Source organism: Streptomyces sp. NPDC048424 (assembly GCF_040651555.1).
GTDB lineage: Bacteria > Actinomycetota > Actinomycetes > Streptomycetales > Streptomycetaceae > Streptomyces.
Genome location: NZ_JBEZKE010000034.1, coordinates 1 through 19376, shown reverse-complemented (window position 1 = coordinate 19376; position 19376 = coordinate 1). Strand labels below are relative to the sequence as shown.

Here is a 19376-nt window from a genome sequence, read left to right as displayed (position 1 = left end):
GCGGGTCACAGCACCGCGAGGAGGTCGTCGAGCGGGGCCGGTACCTCTTCGGGGGCGAGGGCCTCGGCGAGGAGACGGCCGTAGCGGATCTTGCGGCCCTTCGTCGTGCCCAGGAAGCGCCGCAGCTGCCGCTGCCGGGGCCGGTCGCGCTGGGCGGGCTGGCGTACGAAGGTCTGCCAGGAGCGGAGCTCGCCCTCGGAGCGCAGGACGTCCTCGATCCGTGTGGTGCCCAGGGCGCGGATGAGTTCGTCCTCCAGGTCCGCCACGCACACGAAGAAGCCCTCGCGGGGCGCTCCGGCCCGGGCCAGGGCCCGGTCGTAGAAGGGCCGTTCGTTCTCGTCGCACAGTCCCGTCAGGCGCAGGCCGAGGCCGGGCGGCCCGAGGACGCCGGTGTAGCGGGCGACGCTCATGGCGCCGCCCATCGATACGACGCACACGCCCTCGGCGGCGAGGTCGCGGCCGCGGCGTGCGGCGAGCGCCTCGACGGCCGCGAGGTCGCTGGGCCCTTCCAGCAGCACCGCCGTCCGCACGTTCAGCCGGGCGGCCAGAGCGCGGGCGGGCCCTTCGGGACCGCCGGCCGCCCAGTCGTCGACCGCTTCCCGGAACGCCCGTATGTCTGCCATGGGGTGAGTCTGCGCCGTCGTGGATGCCGTGGCACGCGCTTTTCGGCGGCCACGGCCGTTCACGCCCGCCCGCCGTCCCGGGCATCGCGCCGGGACGGCGGGCGGACAGCTGCAAAGACCGTCTCTAGCCGTCGGTGCAGATGACGTCGTACGGGCGGCCGATGGCCATGGTGAGTTCGATGGGGTCGGTGGTGCCGGAGGGGCACTCGGACTTCGTCTTGACGAGGCCGAGGACCTTCTGGGCGCCCGAGCCGCCGCAGGCGACCTCCTTGGCCTGGTTGGTCACGCAGTCGCCCTTCACCAGCTGGCCGCCGCCAGCGCCCGCGTCGCCGGGGTGGTCGTTCGACAGGTTGCGGCCGCAGACGGTGTTGGTGGGGATCCCGCTCGACTTGGAGCTGCCGTAGGAGATGCTCACGTCGATCATCAGGTCCGTGCCGGGCGGGCACTGGATCGCGCCCGGGAGGATGCTCGCCTCCTTGATGTCGATGGCCTTGAAGGTGGCCCCGGAGTCCGAGCAGCCCGTCCGCTTGTACCCGTCGGGGGCCTTGGCCGGGTCGGGGCCGCCGCAGTCGCCGACCTTCCACGCGCTGGAGGTGTCGGAGGAGGACTCGGGCGAACCGGGGTCCTTGGCCGTGGGCTTGGCGGAGGGGGATGCCGAGGTGGACGCCGTCGGCTTGCCGTCGTCCTTCTTGTTGACCGACTGCAGGGCGAAGTAGCCGCCGACGATGATCACGGCGAGGACGATGACGGCGACGACGTTGCCGCCCGAGCGGCGCCTGGGGGCGGGCGGCGGAGTGACCTGGTACGGGTTGGCCATGCGGGCTTCTCCTGCGGGGAAGGTGGTGGGGACGGGTGTGACGCGCGCGTACGGGGACGCGTCATGTCCACCTCATGGTTCCACCGCGTACGGCTCGCGCGTGGCCGGGGTCAGAGGACGGCCACCGGGGCCACCGGGGTGCCCGTACCGCCGACGAAGGGTTCCGGCATCGCGGAGAGGAGGAAGGAGTAACGATTTTCTTCTGCACAGGCTGTGGACAACTTTTCGAGGTTCCAGTTCTGGCCCTGGTGCATGCCCATCTCGACCAGGTCGAGGGCGTGCACCGGCAGCCACAGGTCGTCGATCTCCGGCGGGAAGATCTCGAAGGTGAGGGTGTCGTTCGCGACGGCCGCCACGTCCCGGGCGTGGAACCACTCCGGGGTGCGCACCGAGAGGCCGGGCGAGGGGAAGCCGTAGCCGTGCTTGTCGCCCGCCAGATAGACCTGGATCTGGCCGGTGCGGACCAGGACGATGTCGCCCGGGCGGACCGCGACCCCGCCGAACTCCTCCGCCTCCGCCAGGTCTTCCGGGGTCACCGCGTGGCCCCCCTCCAGCCGGTCCAGGCCCTTCGCGCGGGCCACGTCCAGCAGGACCCCGCGCGAGACGATGGGGCCGGCCTTGTCGATGCCGCTGTACTCGGCGCGGCCGTGCGCCGTGATGGTGCCGGCCGGACGGCCGTTGTAGATCTTCCCCGAGTGCGAGACGTGGGTGAGGGCGTCCCAGTGGGTGCCCGCCTGGAGGCCCATGCTGACGGCGTCGTCGCTGCACGCCACCGTGCCCGGGCCGAAGATCTCCTGGTTGATCTGCACCATCGTGTGCAGCGGGTTGATCCGGCCCGGGATCATGCCGACCTGCACCCCGTCCTCCTTGAGGGGGAGGGCGAGCGGGATGCGGCGGCCGCTGCGGACCTCCGCCGCGGCGGCCCGGACGACCTCGTCCGTGATCAGGTTCAGGGTGCCGATCTCGTCGTCGGCGCCCCATCGTCCCCAGTTGTTGACGCGCTTGGCGATGTCGTGGAAGGCGGCGGGCAGGGTCATGGGCGTCGACAGCTCCTTGCGTGGATACGGCAACGACGGCAACGAGGGCTTGTGCAGGTGCATCTGACTACCCATAGAATCTAACGGTCCGTCAGAAAACGCGGGAAGGGGCCGGACGTGGGGAACTTCTTGGCAGGCAAGGTCGTCGCCGTCACCGGCGCCGGCCGGGGCATCGGGCGGGCCGTGGCACTCGCCGCGGCCGCCGAGGGCGCCAAGGTCGTCGTCAACGACTACGGCGTGGGGATCGGGGGCGGCGAACCGACCAGCGAGGTCGCCGACGGCGTGGTGAAGGAGATCCAGGCCGCAGGCGGCGAGGCCGTCGCCGTCGCCGACGACATCTCCACCATGGCGGGCGGCCAGCGCATCGTCGACACCGCGCTCACCGAGTTCGGCCGCATCGACGGCGTCGTGTGCGTGGCCGGCATCCTGCGCGAACGGATGCTGTTCAACATGTCCGAGGAGGAGTGGGACCCGGTGGTCGCCACCCACCTCAAGGGCACCTTCACCGTCTTCCGCGCCGCCTCCGCCGTCATGCGCCGGCAGGGCTCGGGCACCCTGATCGGCTTCACCAGCGGCAACCACCAGGGATCGGTCGCGCAGGCCAACTACAGCGCGGCCAAGGGCGGGATCATCTCCCTCGTCCGGTCCGCGGCACTGGGCCTCGCCAAGTACGGGGTCACGGCCAACGCCGTCGCACCCGTCGCCCGTACCCGCATGTCGGCGAACGTCCCCATGGAGCTCAAGGAGATCGGCGAGCCGGAGGACGTGGCCGCGCTGGTCACCTACCTGCTCAGCGACCGCGCCAAGGCCGAGGAGATCACCGGGCAGGTGTACACGATCGCCGGCCCGAAGATCGCCGTCTGGGCGCAGCCGCGCGAACTGCGCGCCGGGTACGCCGAGGGCTCCTGGACCCCGGAGAAGATCGCCGACTTCCTGCCCGGGACGGTGGGCACCGACCCGATGCCGATGCTGGCGCAGCTGGAGGCCATGGCCAAGGCGGCGGCCGCCAAGGACCGCCCCAACGCGTAGGGGGCCTGAGCAGGATGGACTTCAGCTTCGGGGCCGAGGACGAGGAGCTGCGCGGGCACGCCCGGGCGTGGCTGACGGAGCACCTCGTGGGCCCGTACGCGCAGGTCATCGGGCTCGGCGGGCCGGGCAGCGAACACGAGGGGGTCGAGGCGCGGCGCGCGTGGGAGCGCGAGCTGGGGCGCGGCGGCTGGATCGGGCAGGGCTGGGATGCCCCGGCCGGGGCGTACGGACAGCGCAGGCTCTCGCTGACCGGCCAGGTGGTGTGGGCCGAGGAGTACGCGGCGCTGCGCGCGCCCGGCCGGGTCGGCCACATCGGGGAGAACCTCCTCGCGCCCACGCTGATCGCGTACGGCAGCCAGGAACAGCGGGACCGCTTCCTGCCCGGCATCGCGCGGGGCGAGGAGCTGTGGTGCCAGGGCTACAGCGAACCGGGGGCCGGCTCCGACCTCGCGGGGATCCGTACCGCCGCCGTACGGGACCCGGCCGACGGGCTGTACCGGGTCACCGGGCAGAAGATCTGGACCTCCCTGGCCCGGGACGCCGACTGGTGCTTCGTCCTGGCCCGCACCGAACCCGGATCGCGGCGCCACCGGGGGCTGTCGTTCCTGCTCGTACGGATGGACCAGCCGGGGCGGGTCGAGGTGCGGCCGATCCGGCAGATGTCGGGGACCTCGGAGTTCAACGAGGTCTTCTTCGACGGGGCGGTGGCGGCGGAGGTCGTCGGCGCGGAGGGCGACGGCTGGACCGTGGCCATGGGGCTGCTCGCCCTGGAACGCGGGGTCTCGACGCTGGTGCAGCAGATCGGCTTCGCGGCCGAACTGGAGCGGGTGCTGGCGGCGTACGCGGCGCGGGCGGCCCCGGGCACGGGGGCTCCGGGCACGACGGCTCCGGGCGCGGGGGATCCAGTCCTGCGGGACCGGCTCGTGCGGCAGTGGGCCGAGCTGCGCACCATGCGGTGGAACGCCCTCCGCACGCTCGGCGCCACCGACGACGCGGGCGCGCCCAGCGTGGCCAAGCTGCTGTGGGGCGGCTGGCACCGGCGGCTCGGGGAGCTGGCGGTGGAGGTCCGCGGCGCGGCGGCCACCGCCGGTCCGGCGCCCTGGACGCCCGGGCTCCCGTACGAACTCGGACTCGACGAGGAACAGCGGCTCTTCCTGTTCACCCGCGCCGACACCATCTACGGCGGCTCGGACGAGATCCAGCGGAACATCATCGCCGAGCGCGTGCTCGGCCTGCCTAAGGAGTCCAGGTGAGAGGCGTCGTATTCGACGGCAAGCAGGCCCAGGTGGTCGACGACCTGGAGATCCGGGACCCGGGGCCGGGGGAGGTACTGGTCGCGATCGGCGCGGCCGGCCTGTGCCACAGCGACCTGTCGGTCATCGACGGGACGATCCCGTTCCCGCCGCCGGTGGTGCTCGGGCACGAGGGCGCGGGCATCGTGGAGGCCGTGGGCGCGGGCGTCACCCATGTGGCGCCGGGCGATCACGTGTCGCTGTCCACCCTGGCCAACTGCGGGGCGTGCGCGGACTGCGACCGGGGCCGGCCGACGATGTGCCGCAAGGCGATCGGCATGCCCGGCCAGCCGTTCTCGCGGGGCGGGAAGCCGCTGTTCCAGTTCGCCTCCAACTCCGCCTTCGCGGAGCGCACGATCGTCAAAGCCGTCCAGGCCGTGAAGATCCCCGCCGACATCCCGCTGACCTCGGCGGCGCTCATCGGCTGCGGGGTCCTCACGGGGGTGGGCGCGGTGCTGAACCGGGCCCGCGTCGACCGCGGCGAGTCCGTGGTCGTCATCGGCACCGGCGGCATCGGGCTGAACGTGCTCCAGGGGGCCCGGATCGCGGGGGCCACGACGATCGTCGCGGTGGACGCGAACCCGGCGAAGGAGGCGGTGGCCCGGCAGTTCGGGGCCACGCACTTCATCGACGCGTCCGCCGTGGCCGACTCCTCGGCGGCGGTGCGCGAGATCCTCCCGACCGGCGCCGACCACGCCTTCGAGTGCGTGGGCAACGTCAAGCTGATCCGGCAGGCCGTGGACCTCCTGGACCGGCACGGTCAGGCGATCCTGCTGGGCGTGCCCGGATTCACGGAGGAGGCGTCCTTCCTCGTCTCCTCCATGTACCTGGACAAGACGATCATGGGATGCCGGTACGGGTCCTCGCGCCCGCAGCGCGACATCGCGCTGTACGCCGAGCTCTACCGGCAGGGCCGGCTGTTGCTGGACGAGCTGGTGACGGAGGTCTACCCGGTGGAGGACTTCGCCAAGGCCGTCGACGACGCCCACCACGGGCGGGTGGCGCGCGGGGTGCTCACCTTCTGACCGCGGGGAGGGTGGCTCCTGGGCCCGGCCCCGGAGCCACCCTCCCGCGTCGGATCGCCCTCTGTCAGTCGGCCAGGCGGCCGAAGCGGCCCTTGTGGAAGAGGAGCGGCTCGCCCTCGCCGGCCGCGCCCATGGCGACGACCCGGCCCACGACGATCAGGTGGTCGCCGCCGGTGTGGACGGCCTGGATCCGGCAGTCGATCCAGGCGGGCACGGCGTCGAGCTGGGGTGATCCGGTGACGGGGGCGGGGGTGTGGCCCACCCCGGCGAACTTGTCCGCGCCGCTGACCGCGAAGGACCGGCACAGCTCGCCCTGCTCCGCTCCGAGGATGTTGACGCAGAACACCCCGGCGCGGGCGATCCGCGGCCAGGTGGTCGACGTACGGGCCACCATGAAGGTGACCAGGGGCGGGTCGAGGGACAGCGAGGCGAAGGACTGGCAGGCGAAGCCGGCCGGGCCGTCCTCGTCCGCGCCGGGCGGCGCGGTGATGACGGTGACCCCGCTGGCGAAGTTCCCGAGCACGGCCCGGAACTCGGCGGGGCTGACCGGCGCGCGCTCGTCCTCGCCGACGGCGCGCAGATCCGGGCGCGGCAGGGCGTCGACGGGCTCGGGTTCCCGCTCCGCCGCGGCGGAGGTGGGGGAGCCGACTGACCTGAGGTATCGGACGACGGTGGCCGCCATCCCTGCATGTCCCATCACACCGACGATTGAAGCTGACGGTGCGTCAGATAGGAAGGGGTGGGCGCGGAACGCGTTGACGCGTCCCGCTGACCTCGGGTGTCGTGCCGCGCTCCGGCAGCCCTCCGAGATCCGGCCAATGGCCTGAACTCCCTTGTGAGCAAGGCGACATGGGGCAATGAGAGGGCTTCGAAGTCCCGTGTGTATGGTCTTGGCCAACGACAACGACGTCGGGGGCTGGGGTGGTCATGGGCAACGGTTTTCGCTACCGGGCCGAACGGATCTCACTGGGTACGATGGCGGCCGCGGGCATTCTGGTCCTGCTCGCCGACGTCCTCGGATGGCTCGACAAGATGGCCCCCGGGGGCACCCTCCCGAAGATCACGCTGCTCATCCTGAGCACGGTCACCCTCTTCCTCCTGATGGAGTTCGACCGCCTGAAGGCGCTCGACAGCATCAGCGCGCAGATCTCCGGCCTCACGCTCGACGGACTCACCGGTGAACTCCGGCGCCAGCACTACCTGGGCGTGACGAGGGTGCACCCGGAATTCCCCACCGCGGAGTTCAAACGGCTCGTGGGCGGTGCCCGGCGCGAGGTCGTCATCCTCCAGACGTGGGTACCCAACCTCGACGGTCTCGAGGAATCGCTGGAGAAGGCCGTCACCGAGCGGGACGTCGAGGTGCGCATCCTGCTGGTGCACCCGAAGTCCGATGTGGTGTACCTGCGTGACCAGGCGTTGCGCAGCACGAGCAGGTCGGTGTCCGTGAACGCGAGCCTCGACATCCTCGGCAGGGTCCACGACCGCCTTCCGGCCGGGCTCAGGAACAAGCTCAAGGTGCGGGTCTACAACTCCCTGCCGTCGATCGCCGTGTACAAGGCCGACGAGCACTACCTGGTCAGCTCCTTCCTGCACGGGCAGCTCGCCATCGAGTCCACCCAGATCGAGATAGACGGGTGCGACTCCGTGATGGGCCGGCAGGTGCAGAAGGAGCTGGACACCTTGTGGGACATCGGGAGCGAAGTGGATCTGCGCGACCCGGTGAGATCGATCGACGTCATCTAGTGATCCGGGAGAAGGGCTACGACCGTGTGGGAACTGGACAGGTTCGAGGACGAACTGATCGAGCAGTACAGGCGGCATCCGGTGCTCGCGAACATCGAGCGGCTCCCGGAGGAGGCGTTCGCCGAGATCCTGCTCCAGCGGCGCTTCCTGTCGCTGGCCTTCACCCCGGCCTACGACCTGGCGATCGACCTCCTGCAGGACGAGGTGGGCCTGCGGATCGCCAGGATCATCCTGCGCGAGGAGTACCCGGACGACCGCGGGAACAAGAAGTCGCACCGCGAGGACATGACGGACGACATGCGCCGGCTCGGGATATCCCGGACGGCCCTCGTCCGGTCGAGGCCGACGGCGGCGACGAAGCGGGCCGTCGAGGACACCTTCGCCCTCATCGCCGACGCGGGCGACCATGACCACGCCGACCTCCGGCTGTTGACGGTCCTGCGCTTCTGGGGCGAGATCCTGGTCTCCGTCGAGTACGGGCGGCTGTGGGGGCGCATGGAACCCCTGCTGGTGCGCGACGGCGAGAACCACTCGCGCTTCTACTACCCGCACCACCATCACGATGCCAAGAAGAACCCGCTGGAGACCGTGAACAGGCTGGCCACCAGCCACTCCGACCGGCTCGGCAACCGGCTGCGGCAGCTGATCGGCGACGGCGCGGGAACCGCCGACTGCTTCAGGGAGGCCGAGGAGCGCTCGCTGCGGCTCAAGGTGAGCTTCTACGACCAGTTCCTGCCGGCGCTGGAGCGGGTCGGCAGCTGAGGCGGGGCCTGCCGCGAGGCACCCTCCCCCTTTTACCCCCACACGGGTGAAACCCCCCGCCCCCGAGCGCCCGTACACCGGGCCGGGGGTGGAGGCTCGGCATCGTGGCAGCGACCTCGTACCGCTGCCGTACTCCTTGGAGGACCCCCATGCTCGGCACCGACTTCAGCACCGGATCACCCAACTGGCTCGACCTCGGCAGCCCCGACACGACCGCGGCCGCCGCCTTCTACGGCGCCGTCTTCGGCTGGGACTTCGCCTCCGCCGGACCCGAGGCCGGCGGCTACGGCTTCTTCCAGGTGAACGGGAAGACCGTCGCCGCGCTCGGGCCGCTCACCGAGGAAGGGGCGACGTCCGCCTGGATGCACCACTTCATGACCCCCGACATCGAGGCAACCGCCGCGGCCGTCCGCGACGGCGGCGGCAGGGTCCGGATGGAGCCCGGGGACGTCATGGGGGAGGGCCGGCTCGCGCACTTCACCGACCCGCAGGGCGCCGAGTTCGCGTGCTGGCAGCCCGGGAACACCGCCGGGTTCGAGGTGGCCTCCGACGAGAACACGCTGGTGTGGGCGGAGCTCCACGTGCCGGACCCGGTCGCGGACATCGGCTTCTACGCCGGGCTGTTCGGGTGGCGGTACGCCGAGATGGAGGTGCCCGGGATGACGTACCGCGTCCTGAGCACCGCCGACGGGGACCAGGAGGACGCCTCCTTCGGCGGGGTCGCGCCGCTGGGCGAGGGCGCGGGCGGCGAGCAGGAGAAGGCGCGCTGGGTGCCGTACTTCCACGTGGCGGACGTCGACGAGACCATCGCGAAGGCGCAGAAGAACGGCGGGTCGGTGCTCATGCCGGCGGCGGACGTACCCGACGTCGGGCGCCTCGCGTGGCTGGCCGACCCCTTCGGCGCGGTGTTCGCGCTGCTCAAGCCGAACCCCCGGATGTAGCTCACCGGCCCAGGTACTTGGGCGTGCGGCGCTCCACGAAGCTCGCCACGCCCTCGTTCGCGTCGGCCGTGGTCATGTTGATCTCCTGAGCGGTGGCCTCGGCGGCCAGGGCGGCCGCCCGGTCACCGTCCAGGGAGACGTTGACCAGCTGCTTCGTCAGGGCGAGGGCCCGGGTCGGGCCCTGCGCGAGCCGCTCCGCCCACGCGCGGGCGGTCGCCTCCAGCTCCTCGGCCGGCACCACCTTGTTGACCAGGCCGAGGCGCTCGGCATCGGCCGCCGGGAGGGCGTCGCCGAAGAACATCAGCTCCTTGGCCTTCTGCGGGCCGACGAGACGGGGCAGCAGGTACGCGCCACCGCCGTCGGGGACCAGGCCGCGGCGGACGAACACCTCGATGAACCGGGCGGGTTCGGCGGCGATGACGAGGTCGCAGGCGAGGGCGAGGTGGGCGCCGATGCCGGCGGCCGTGCCGTTGACGGCGGCGAGGACGGGCTTCTCGCAGTCCAGCACCGCGGTGATCAGGCGCTGCGCGCCGAGTCGGATCATGCGGGCCACGTCGCCGGCGACCCGCTCGGCGGCGGGGGCGCCGCCGCCGCTTCGGAGGTCCGCGCCCGCGCAGAAGCCCTTGCCGGTGGCGGTGAGGACGACGGCACGGACCGCCGGGTCGGCGGAGGCTTCGGCGAGCAGGTCGATGACGCGTTCGCGTTGGGCCCAGGTGACGGCGTTCATCGCCTCGGGGCGGTTGAGGGTGATCCACGAGACGTTGCTCTCGGTGCGGTGGAGGACTTCGTCCTCGGGGGCGGCGGTCACGGATGGGGCTCCTTTCGTGGTCCGTGGTTGCGGTTGTGGCCGGGTGCCGGGTGCCGCTGCGCGGAGCCTCTCCCCGCCCCGCCCTTTCTCCGTTTCTCGGGGCTCCGTCCCGAACCCCGCGCCTCAAACGCCGGCGAGGCTGGAATCGTCAGCGGCAGATGGCGAGGGCGTCCAGTGCCACCGCCCCCTGGCCGCGGGGGAGGACCATCAGGGGGTTGATGTCCAGTTCGGAGAGTTCGTCGCCGAGTTCCAGCGCCATCCGCTGGATCCGCAGGACGACCTCCACCAGCGCGTCCACGTCGGCCGGGGGCGCGCCCCGTACGCCTTCCAGCAGTGCGTGCCCGCGCAGTTCCGTGAGCATCGCGCGGGCCTGGTCCTCGCCGAACGGCGGGACGCGGACCGCCGCGTCGTGCAGGACCTCGACCAGGACCCCGCCGAGGCCCACCGTCACCGTCGGGCCGAAGAGGTCGTCCTGGGTGACGCCGACGACCATTTCCACCCCCCGCTCCACCATCTGGCAGACGAGGATCCCGTCGAGCGGCACGTTCTCGTAGCGCGCGATGTCGGTCAGTTCCCGGTACGCGTCGCGGATCTGGCTCGCGGAGGTCAGGCCGATCTTCACCAGGCCGAGTTCCGTCTTGTGGCCCAGCTGCGGGCCCGAGGCCTTCATCACCACCGGGTAGCCGACCAGGCCGGCCGCGCGGACGGCCGCCGCCGCGCTCGTCACGAGCTGCTCGCGGGGGACCCGTATCCCGTAGGCGCGCAGCAGCTGCTTCGCCGCGTGCTCGCTGAGCTGCTGGCCGGGCCGCATGAGGGCCTGCGCCTTGCGGTACGAGGGCGAGGGCGTGCGCGGTGCGTCCTCGAAGGGGGACCGGTAGCCGGCGGTGAAGCGGTGGTGGCCGAGGTACGCGCGGACGGCGGTGATGCAGTTGCCGAAGGTGCGGAAGGTGGCCACGCGGGAGGAGCCGAGGAGGGTGGTGCGGTAGGCGTCCTCGGTGCCGACGGGGGAGCCCCAGATCACGCAGACGAGCTTGTCCGAGGCCTCGGCGGCGTCGACCAGGTCCTGGGCGAGCTTGTCGCTCATGGGCGGGAAGGGGCCGGTGATCGGGCAGATCAGGACGCCGACGGAGGGGTCGGCGAGGATCGCGTCGATGATCTTGCGGCCGCGCCAGTCGCCGACCGGGTGGCCCCCGTTGTCGACGGGGTTGGCGACGTTCAGGTACTCCGGGATCCACTGGTGGAGTTCCTGCTGCTTGGCCTCGGAGAGGGTGGGCAGGGTCAGGCCCGCCTCCGTCGCCAGGTCGGAGAAGTGGGCTCCGGTGCCGCCGGAGATCGAGTAGACGACGACCCCGTCGGCCTGCGGCTTGCGGGCCCGGGCGAGCAGGGCGGCGGTGTCCTGGAGCTCGTCCAGGCCGTCGACGCGGATCACGCCGAACTGGCGCATGGCCGCGTCCACGACGGTGTCGGCGCCGGTCAGCTTCCCGGTGTGGGAGGCGGCCATGCGGGCGCCGGTCTCGGTGCGGCCGACCTTGACGGCGACGACGGGGACGCCGTTGCGCGCGGCGCGGTCGGCGGCGAGGAGGAAGGACCGGCCGTCCTTGAGGCCCTCGACGTAGCAGGCGATGGCTCCGACCTCGGGCTGCTCGGCGAAGTAGGAGATGAAGTCGGAGGTCTCCAGGTCGGCCTCGTTGCCGGTGGGCGCCCAGTGGGAGAGCCGGATGCCGAGTTCCTGGAGGGTGTAGACGGGCCGGCCCTGGTGGCCGGACTGGGTGATCAGGGCGATGGCCGGGCCGTCGAGGTCGTCGCGGAACTCCTCGAAGGCGTTGAGGTTGGTGTTGGGGCCGAGGAGGCGCAGGCCGGAGCGCTGGACGGCGGCGCCGAGCCGGTCCTGGGCGGCGGCGCCCGCGTCGCCGGTCTCGGCGAAGCCGGAGGCGAAGGCGACGGCGAACTTCACCTTGGTCTCGGCCAGTTCCTCGATGACGGGGAGCGGGTCGGCGACGAGGAGGACGGCGAGGTCCACCTGTTCGGGCAGGTCGGCCACGGAGGCGTGGCAGGTCAGTCCGAAGACGGTGGGGCGGGTGGGGTGCACGGGGTGGATCCGGGCGCCGACGCGTTCCGCCCAGGCGATGAGCTGGCGGGTGATGCCGGTGTTCGGTCTGCCCTCGGCGTCGGAGGCGCCGATGACGGCCACGGACTCGGGCCGGAAGAACCGGTCGAGGTCGGGCACGTCGGCGTGCAGCGGCCGGCCGCTGACGTCGACGGCGACCGCGTCGTCGGCGGAGGGGGCCGCCGACGAGTGGACGGCCGTCCTGGGGGACTCCCCGCAGGCCTCGACACGTGCGCGGAAGTCGGTGGTGAGGGTGCCGTGAGTAGATCCAAGCATCGTTCCGCCCGCTCCTGCTCGATGAACCTTGATGGAACTGGAACTCAATAACTGACGTGTAGTCAGATTACTGAACTGACGTGCCGTCAGGAACAGGGCTGCGCAGGAAAGCTGGTGGAGGTGATGTGGTGAACGGTGTCAGATCCGCGCGGGGTCGGTCCAGAGTGCGGTTCGGCCAACGGCGTCGTCCGCGGCGCCCTCCCCGGCAGCCTCCCCGGCGGCCGCCTCCTGCGGGGCGTCCTTCGGGTGGCGCAGGACCGTGAAGGCAATGGCCAGGGCGGCGACGAGGAGGGCCGCCCCGACCGCGAAGGCCAGGTGGTAGCCGCCGGTCAGGGCCTCGGGGGCGGGGCGGCCCGCCTCGGTGAGGGATTCGGTGCGGGAGGCGGCGAGGGTGGAGAGGACCGCGATGCCGAGGGCCATGCCGATCTGCTGGGTGGTGTTGAAGAGCCCGGAGGCCAGGCCCGCGTCCTCCTCCTTGGCGCCGGACATGCCGAGCGAGGTCAGGGCGGGCAGGGCGAGGCCGAAGCCGGCGGCCAGGAGCATCACGGGGAGCAGGTCGGTGACGTAGTCCGCCTGGTCGGCCCGGCCGGGCACGCGGGTCAGCAGGCCGAGTACGCCGATCAGCAGCACCAGACCGGCCAGCAGGACGCTGCGCTCGCCGAACCGGGCATTGAGGCGGGCCGAGACGGTCAGGGAGACGAGACCGATCACGGCCGCGGCCGGCAGCATCGCGAGACCAATTTCGCCGGCGCCGTAGCCGAGGACGTTCTGCGTGTAGAGGGCGACGAGGACCTGGAAGGAGAAGAGGGCGGCGACCATCAGCATCTGGACCAGGTTGGCGCCGGAGACGCTGCGCGAGCGGAGGATCCGCAGCGGCATGAGCGGGTTCGCGGCGGTGGCCTGGCGCAGGAGGAAGCCGACGAGCAGGGCGAGCGCGAGGGCGCCGAAGCCGAGGGTGTGGGCCGAGGTGGCCCCGTACTCCTCGATCTTGACGACCGTGTAGATGCCGAGCATCAGGCCGGAGGTCACGAGCAGCGCCCCGAGGGCGTCCGCGCCGGCCTTCAGGCCGAGGCCGCGGTCGCCGGGCAGGGCGGGGAGGGCGAGGAGGAGGGTCGCGATGCCGATGGGCAGGTTGATGAAGAAGATCCAGTTCCAGCTGAGCGCGTCGGTGAGCACGCCGCCGAGGACCTGCCCGATCGAGGCGCCGGCCGCGCCGGTGAAGCTGAACACGGCGATGGCCTTGGCGCGTTCGCGCGGTTCGGTGAAGAGCGTGACCAGGATGCCGAGGCTGACGGCGGAGGCCATCGCGCTGCCGGCGCCCTGGAGGAAGCGGGCGGCGATCAGGAGGCCGGGGGAGGTGGCGACGCCGGCGACGAGCGAGGCCGTGGTGAAGACCCCGGTGCCCGCGAGGAACATCCGCTTGCGGCCGATCAGGTCGCCGAGGCGGCCGGCCAGGAGCAGCAGCGAACCGAAGGCGATGAGGTAGGCGTTGACGACCCAGCTCAGGCCGGCCGGGGTGAAGCCCAGATCGCTCTGGATGGCCGGCATGGCGACGGTCACGATGCTGCCGTCGAGGACCGTCATCAGCGTGCCGGTGGCCAGGACGCCGAGGGCCAGCCGGCGCGAGCGCGAGCCCGGGGCGGTGGGTGCGGGTGCGGAGGTGGTGGAGGGCATTGCGGTCTCTCCTGTCGTTGGGAGGCAACAGGAAGGACCGTAGCAGATGGTTTTGTTGCAGACTATCTTTTACGGATCGGAGTGCTGGAGGGTCGTCGTGGTGTCAGCCCTTCTGGCGCGCCCGCCGGGCCGGCCGCGGCCCCTCCTCGGGTGTCTGGAGATGTCCCGTGACCAGGCGGTTCAGTGCGCGGAGCAGTACCTCGCGCTCGTCGTCCGGCAGGGCGCCGAGGGCGCTCGCGTGGACCCGGTCGACGATCTTCTGGCTCTCCTTCGCGACCTTCGCCCCCTCCTCGGTCACCGCGATGATCCGCGCCCGCCGGTCCGTGCTGGACGGCCTGCGCTCGGCCAGGCCGGCCTTCTCCAGCGCGTCCACCGTCACCACCATCGTGGTCTTGTCCATGTCCCCGATCTCGGCGAGCTGCGCCTGGGTGCGCTCTTCCTCGAGGGCGTGGACGAGCACGCAGTGCATGCGCGGGGTGAGCCCGATCTCGCCGAGCTGTGCGCTCATCTGGGTCCGCAGCACGTGACTGGTGTGGTCCAGGAGGAACGAGAGGTCCGGATCGGTGCGGGTGCGCGTCATGGCGGTCATGTCCGCCAGAGTAGCCAAAGTCGGTCCGTCGCGGATTATCGACAAACGGACGACTTGTTCGGGTGGCGGGCCCGGGTGGCCGGCTCGGAGAGCCGGCCTCCGGTGGTCGGCTCCGGTGTCCGGTCCGGTGGTCGGCTCCGGCGGGCGGCCCTACCGGGACGACGCCTGGCGACGCGCCTGCCGGGCCACGTCCTTGGCGATCTTCTCCGCGTCCAGGGCCATCTCCCGGAACATCCCGCTGATGGGATTGCTGAAGCCGGTGAAGTACAGCCCGGGCGCCTGCCGCGCGGTGCGGGCGCCGTGCGTACGGGGCCGCCCCCGCTCGTCGAGCACCCCGAGGTCGCCGACCAGCCCCTCCAGGGCGCGGCGGTACCCGGTGGCCGCGATCACCGCGTCCGGGCCGATCCGCGAGCCGTCGGCGAGCACTACCTCGGCGCCGTCGAAGGACGCGACGGCGGCCACCGGCTCCACCCTGCCACTGCGGACCGCGTCGACCAGGCCGACGTCCTGGACCGGGATCGCCCCCTCCTTGACCCTGCTGTACAGGCCGGTCGTCGGGCGCGGGAGCCCGTACGCGGACAGGTCCGGGACCGAGGTCCGGGCGACGAGCGCGGACAGCCGGTCCACGAGCCGCACGGGCAGCCGGCGCACGAGGATCCCGCTGCGCTGGGCCGGCCAGCCGGCGGTGGAGCGGCGCATGATGTGCGGGACGGTGCGCACGGCGAGCCGCACCCGGGCCGCGCCGCCCTCGACGAGGTCGACGGCTATCTCGGCGCCGGTGTTGCCGACGCCGACGACCAGGACGTCCTGGCCGGCGTACGGCTGGGGGTTGCGGTAGTCGGCGGCGTGCAGCAGCCGGCCGCCGTACGCGTCCCGGCCCGGCCAGTCGGGGATCGCGGGCGTGTGGTTGTACCCGGTGGCGACGACGACGGCCGCGGCGGTCAGCACCCGCCCGCCGCTGGCGTGCAGGATCCAGCCGTCCTCGCCCTCCGGGGCGGGCTCGATCCGGGTCACCTCGACGCCGGTCACGAGCTCCAGCTCGTGGAACTCGACGTACTTCTCCAGGTAGCGCACGACGTTGTCACGGGAGACCCAGCGCCCGAAGCGGCGCGGCATCGGCAGGCCGGGGAGGGCGGAGAGCCGGCGCGTGGTGTGCAGGTGCAGCCGGTCGTAGTGCCGCCGCCAGGACGTGCCGACCTCGTCGGACTTCTCGACGACCACGGCGCGGACCCCGCGGGCGCGCAGTGCGGCGGCCGCGGCGAGGCCGCCGGGGCCGGCCCCGATGACGTACACGGGGCGGGGCTGGGTGGTCATGTCGGGTGCTGCGGGGACTCCAGGCATGAGGTGTGATCGTATCGCCACGCTGAGTTGATGGGTCTCGGACAAGGAGGGAATCGATTGCGGAACGGTCACGGGCGGGGCGGCGGGCCGTGCGCCGTCCCCGGTGGCAGGGTGAAGTTCCCGCTTCCGGAGAGTCTGGAGTGACCGATGTGGCGACCCGACGGCTGGGACGTCCGCGTCCGCCTGGGTGTCCTCACCCCGCACGCCGATGTGGGGCCCGAGTCGGAGCTGCGCGCCATGGCCCCGGCGGACGTGGGGCTGCACACCGCCCGGGTGCCGTTCGCGGCGATGGGGCGCGGCGGTGCGATGGATCCGACCATTGCGCTGGCCCCCGTACGGGCCTTCGCCGAGCCGCCGTACGTGGACGAGGCCGCCGAACTGCTGGCGGCCGCGCCGGTGGCGGCGATCGGCTTCGCCTTCACCAGCTCCGCGTACGCGATCGGGGCGCACGGCGAGGCGCGGATGCTGGACCGCCTCTCGGCGTGCGCCCACGGGCTGCCGGTGGTCGCCCCGTGCGCCGCGACGGCCGAGGCGCTGCGGATCCTGGACGCCGGCCGGATCTGCCTGGTGGATCCGCCGTGGTTCGACGCCGCCCTGAACGATCTGGGCCGGGCCTACTACGAGGACGCCGGCTTCGAGGTGGTGCGCGCGGCCCCGTGCGGCCTGCCCAGTGACCAGAGCCGCATCCGGCCCGGCGCCCTGCGGGACTGGGTGGTGTCCTTCGCGCCCGACGGGGCGGCGGCGGTGGTCATCGGCGGCAACGGTTTCCGCGCGGTCGGGGCGATCGAGGCGCTGGAGGCGGCCCTCGGCCGTCCCGTCCTCACCGCCAACCAGGTCCTGCTGTGGGCCGCCCTGCGTGCTGCGGGCGCCGCCACCGGCGCCGTAACGGGGTACGGGAGGCTCTTCGCGAACCCGTAGCCGGCCGGGGCCTTGCGGGATCGCCTCGCATCCGCTGAACTGACGTACCGTCAGATCAGTGATGAGAGGGGTGGGGGCTGCCGATGCAGACCATCTGGCTCAGTGGGGCCGAATGGCTCGCCGTGCTCCGGATAGGCCTCGGCCTGTGGTGGCTGGAGAGCTGGCGGCACAAGGACAAGAAGGGCTGGTTCGAACGCGGCACCGGCATCGCGTGGGCCGCCGACGTCGCGAACAAGCACCGCTGGACCTTCGTCAAGGGCGGCTTCGAACTGGTCGTCGCACCGCGCCCGAAGGCGATGGCGTACCTCGTCGTCTACGCGGAACTCGCGCTCGGGCTGGGCCTGGTGCTCGGCTTCCTGACCCCCGTCGCCCTGGTCGGCGGGCTGCTGCTGAACCTGCTCTACCTGGTGCTGATGATCCACGACTGGGCCGAGCAGGGCCAGAACGCGATGATGGCGCTCATCTCGCTCGTCGCGCTCCTCGCCATGTCCTGGCAGACCTGGTCCCTCGACGCGGCGATCGGACTCTTCCTGTGAGCGGCGGCGCGGCGCGCCACGACCTCCCCGAGGCCGACGACTTCACCCGCCCCTACTGGGACGCGGCGGCCGAGGGCCGGCTCCTGCTGCGCCGCTGCGGGGAGTGCGGGCGGGCGCACCACTACCCGCGCGAGTTCTGCCCGTACTGCTGGGCCGGCGAGGACCGCGTGACGTGGGAGACGGCGAGCGGCCGGGCGACCCTCTACACCTGGTCGGTGATCCACCGCAACGACCTCCCGCCCTTCGGCACGCGCGTCCCGTACACGGCGGCGGTGGTCGACCTGGCGGAGGGCCCGCGGATGATGACCGAGGTGGTGTCCTGCGAGGCGGCGGACCTGCGCATCGGCATGCCGCTGACGGTCACCTTCCGCGAGGCGGCGGACGGGGTGTGGGTGGCGGTCTTCCGGCCGGATCAGGGCCAGAGCAGCTCGCGGACCCAGGCCCCGTCGGCGTCGACGTCGGCGGTGCCGGCCCCGGCGCCGGCTTCGTCTTCGGCGGTGCGGCGGTAGCGCAGGCGGGTGTGGCGGCGGGTGGGGTCGCCCTGGAAGAACTCCACCTCGTCGGCGTCCAGCACGTACCGGGTCCAGGTCGGAGCCGGTGCGTCCGGCTCGGCCCCGGCCCGCTCCCAGGCCCGCTCCGAGGCCCGGACCAGGTCCTCGGCCGACTCCAGCACCTCGCTCTGCCGGCCGGTGAGCGCGGCGGCGAGCGCCCCGCGCGAGCGGACCGCCAGGTCCGCGCGGCTCTCCTCGGGCCCGCACGCGGTGACCCGGCCCCGGATCCGGACCTGCCGGGCCACGGTCGGCCAGTAGAACCCGAGCGCCGCCAGCGGCTGCCCGGCCAGCTGCACGCCCTTGGTGCTGGTGGCGTGCGAGGCGAAGTGCCAGCCGCGCGCGTCGGCGTCGTGCAGCATCAGCGTGCGCACATCGGGCCGCCCCGCGGCGTCCACCGTCGCCAGGCTCATCGTGTGCGGCTCCAACTGCCCCGCCCGGGCGGCGTGCACGAACCACTCCCGGAACAACGGGAGCGGCTCACCGGGCGCGGCCCCGGCGTCGAACCCGGGAAGCGGGGAATCCCACACGCGCAGGGAGTGCAGGGTGGCGTGGAAGTCGTCACTGCCGATCGTCATGCCCCCAGGCTAGGCCGTCGCGAAGTTTTCCCCGCGGGACCGATGAGTTCGGTGCCCGTTCCCGGTCATCACTGGGACAGAACCACGACGAAGGAGAGAAACCATGGCCGAGCCGGTGAAGGGCCCCGCGAGCTACTTCCCCTCGATCGAGAAGAAGTACGGGCGGCCGATCGCCGAGTGGAAGGACCTCATCAGGTCCTCGCCGCTGGCGCGGCACATGGAGCTCGTCGCCTGGCTCAAGACCGAGCACGGCCTGGGCCACGGCCACGCCAACGCCCTGGTCGCGCACACCCTCGCCGAGCGCGCGTAGCCCCACCGGTCGTTCCGGGGCCGGGCCTCAATCGCCGGCGAGCCCGAAACACCGAGACTCCGCCCCGCGCCTCAATCGCCGGCGAGGCTGGATTTCGGTACCGAGGCCGGCCGGTGCGGCGAAGCCGGAGGTGGTGCGGCGAAGCCGGATGGGTGCGGCTCAAAGATCGGGGCTCCGCCCCGGACCCCGCGCCTCAATCGCCGGCGGGGCTGGGTTTGGTGCGGCGAAGCCGGAGGTGGTGCAGCTCAAAGATCGGGGCTCCGCCCCGGACCCCGCTCCTCAAACGCCGGAGGGGCTGGATTTGGTGCGGCGAGGCTGGATTTGGCAGGGCTGGGATCGAAGCGGGCCGGTTGGGGCGGGGTCGGGTGTGTGTCGGGGTGATCCCCGCAGGGCGTCGAACGCACTGCCGCCGAGCTCTCCGA

At 72.3% G+C, this 19376-nt stretch carries 20 protein-coding genes; 10 read left to right on the top strand and 10 right to left on the bottom strand.

The genetic code is table 11. The annotated features are described in order from the left end of the window. Positions 1-5: 5 nt before the first annotated feature. The 3 genes from AB0D29_RS32580 to AB0D29_RS32570 all read right to left on the bottom strand — a co-directional run bounded on the left by AB0D29_RS32580 (position 6) and on the right by AB0D29_RS32570 (position 2477). Positions 6-623 (bottom strand): TOPRIM nucleotidyl transferase/hydrolase domain-containing protein, encoded by a 618-nt coding sequence (locus AB0D29_RS32580; RefSeq protein ID WP_362859168.1) that lies wholly within the window; start codon positions 621-623, stop codon positions 6-8. Between the two features lie 124 nt (positions 624-747). Further along, complete coding sequence (locus tag AB0D29_RS32575; protein WP_362859167.1) at positions 748-1440, bottom strand: hypothetical protein; 693 nt, start codon at positions 1438-1440, stop codon at positions 748-750. Positions 1441-1550: 110 nt separating this feature from the next. Next, a complete protein-coding gene (locus AB0D29_RS32570; protein ID WP_362859165.1) occupies positions 1551-2477 on the bottom strand; it encodes a cyclase family protein in 927 nt (308 codons plus the stop codon). Between the two features lie 117 nt (positions 2478-2594). On the opposite strand from AB0D29_RS32570, the gene AB0D29_RS32565 reads away from it, so the two are divergent. The 3 genes from AB0D29_RS32565 to AB0D29_RS32555 are packed head-to-tail and all read left to right on the top strand — an operon-like array spanning position 2595 to position 5823. Beyond that, positions 2595-3506, top strand: a complete 912-nt coding sequence (locus AB0D29_RS32565; RefSeq protein WP_362859163.1) for an SDR family oxidoreductase — start codon at positions 2595-2597, stop codon at positions 3504-3506. A gap of 14 nt (positions 3507-3520) precedes the next feature. Then, positions 3521-4759, top strand: coding sequence for an acyl-CoA dehydrogenase family protein (locus tag AB0D29_RS32560; protein ID WP_362859161.1), 1239 nt, complete (start codon positions 3521-3523; stop codon positions 4757-4759). Next, positions 4756-5823, top strand: coding sequence for a Zn-dependent alcohol dehydrogenase (locus AB0D29_RS32555; RefSeq protein WP_351301126.1), 1068 nt, complete (start codon positions 4756-4758; stop codon positions 5821-5823). The genes AB0D29_RS32560 and AB0D29_RS32555 overlap by 4 nt, the downstream gene beginning before the upstream one ends. 64 nt (positions 5824-5887) lie before the next feature. On the opposite strand, the gene AB0D29_RS32550 is transcribed toward AB0D29_RS32555, so the two are convergent. Then, complete coding sequence (locus AB0D29_RS32550; protein ID WP_362859236.1) at positions 5888-6505, bottom strand: flavin reductase family protein; 618 nt, start codon at positions 6503-6505, stop codon at positions 5888-5890. 245 nt (positions 6506-6750) lie between these two features. Between AB0D29_RS32550 and AB0D29_RS32545 the strand changes: the two genes are divergently transcribed. The 3 genes from AB0D29_RS32545 (at position 6751) to AB0D29_RS32535 (ending at position 9269) form a co-directional block, all read left to right on the top strand. Next, positions 6751-7566, top strand: coding sequence for a hypothetical protein (locus tag AB0D29_RS32545; protein ID WP_362859159.1), 816 nt, complete (start codon positions 6751-6753; stop codon positions 7564-7566). Between the two features lie 24 nt (positions 7567-7590). Then, positions 7591-8328, top strand: a complete 738-nt coding sequence (locus AB0D29_RS32540; protein ID WP_362859157.1) for a hypothetical protein — start codon at positions 7591-7593, stop codon at positions 8326-8328. Positions 8329-8477: 149 nt separating this feature from the next. After that, complete coding sequence (locus AB0D29_RS32535; protein ID WP_362859156.1) at positions 8478-9269, top strand: VOC family protein; 792 nt, start codon at positions 8478-8480, stop codon at positions 9267-9269. Position 9270: 1 nt separating this feature from the next. On the opposite strand, the gene AB0D29_RS32530 is transcribed toward AB0D29_RS32535, so the two are convergent. The 5 genes from AB0D29_RS32530 to AB0D29_RS32510 all read right to left on the bottom strand — a co-directional run bounded on the left by AB0D29_RS32530 (position 9271) and on the right by AB0D29_RS32510 (position 16064). Further along, on the bottom strand, positions 9271-9996 hold the full coding sequence (locus tag AB0D29_RS32530; protein WP_362859234.1) for an enoyl-CoA hydratase-related protein: 726 nt from the start codon (positions 9994-9996) through the stop codon (positions 9271-9273). A gap of 229 nt (positions 9997-10225) precedes the next feature. Continuing rightward, positions 10226-12460: an acetate--CoA ligase family protein gene (locus AB0D29_RS32525; protein WP_362859154.1), complete on the bottom strand. Its 2235-nt coding sequence runs from the start codon at positions 12458-12460 to the stop codon at positions 10226-10228. A 138-nt stretch (positions 12461-12598) separates the two neighbouring features. Next, on the bottom strand, positions 12599-14134 hold the full coding sequence (locus AB0D29_RS32520) for an MFS transporter (protein WP_362859152.1): 1536 nt from the start codon (positions 14132-14134) through the stop codon (positions 12599-12601). Between the two features lie 103 nt (positions 14135-14237). Beyond that, on the bottom strand, positions 14238-14723 hold the full coding sequence (locus AB0D29_RS32515; RefSeq protein WP_362859150.1) for a MarR family winged helix-turn-helix transcriptional regulator: 486 nt from the start codon (positions 14721-14723) through the stop codon (positions 14238-14240). A gap of 150 nt (positions 14724-14873) precedes the next feature. Continuing rightward, positions 14874-16064 (bottom strand): NAD(P)/FAD-dependent oxidoreductase, encoded by a 1191-nt coding sequence (locus AB0D29_RS32510; RefSeq protein ID WP_362859149.1) that lies wholly within the window; start codon positions 16062-16064, stop codon positions 14874-14876. 147 nt (positions 16065-16211) lie between these two features. Here AB0D29_RS32510 and AB0D29_RS32505 point away from each other — a divergent pair, with 147 nt between their 5' ends. From AB0D29_RS32505 to AB0D29_RS32495, 3 genes are all read left to right on the top strand, one after another. Continuing rightward, complete coding sequence (locus tag AB0D29_RS32505; protein ID WP_362859147.1) at positions 16212-16982, top strand: maleate cis-trans isomerase; 771 nt, start codon at positions 16212-16214, stop codon at positions 16980-16982. An 83-nt stretch (positions 16983-17065) separates the two neighbouring features. Beyond that, positions 17066-17518, top strand: coding sequence for a DoxX family protein (locus tag AB0D29_RS32500; protein ID WP_362859146.1), 453 nt, complete (start codon positions 17066-17068; stop codon positions 17516-17518). Next, positions 17515-18027, top strand: a complete 513-nt coding sequence (locus AB0D29_RS32495; protein WP_362859145.1) for a Zn-ribbon domain-containing OB-fold protein — start codon at positions 17515-17517, stop codon at positions 18025-18027. Before AB0D29_RS32500 ends, AB0D29_RS32495 begins: the two co-directional genes overlap by 4 nt. On the opposite strand, the gene AB0D29_RS32490 is transcribed toward AB0D29_RS32495, so the two are convergent. Further along, positions 17931-18644 carry a pyridoxal 5'-phosphate synthase gene (locus AB0D29_RS32490; protein ID WP_362859143.1) on the bottom strand — a complete coding sequence of 238 codons (714 nt, stop codon included), beginning with the start codon at positions 18642-18644 and terminating at the stop codon, positions 17931-17933. The genes AB0D29_RS32495 and AB0D29_RS32490 overlap by 97 nt on opposite strands. Before the next feature lie 103 nt (positions 18645-18747). Between AB0D29_RS32490 and AB0D29_RS32485 the strand changes: the two genes are divergently transcribed. Further along, positions 18748-18954, top strand: coding sequence for a DUF4287 domain-containing protein (locus AB0D29_RS32485; protein WP_362859142.1), 207 nt, complete (start codon positions 18748-18750; stop codon positions 18952-18954). The last annotated feature ends 422 nt before the right edge of the window (positions 18955-19376 follow it).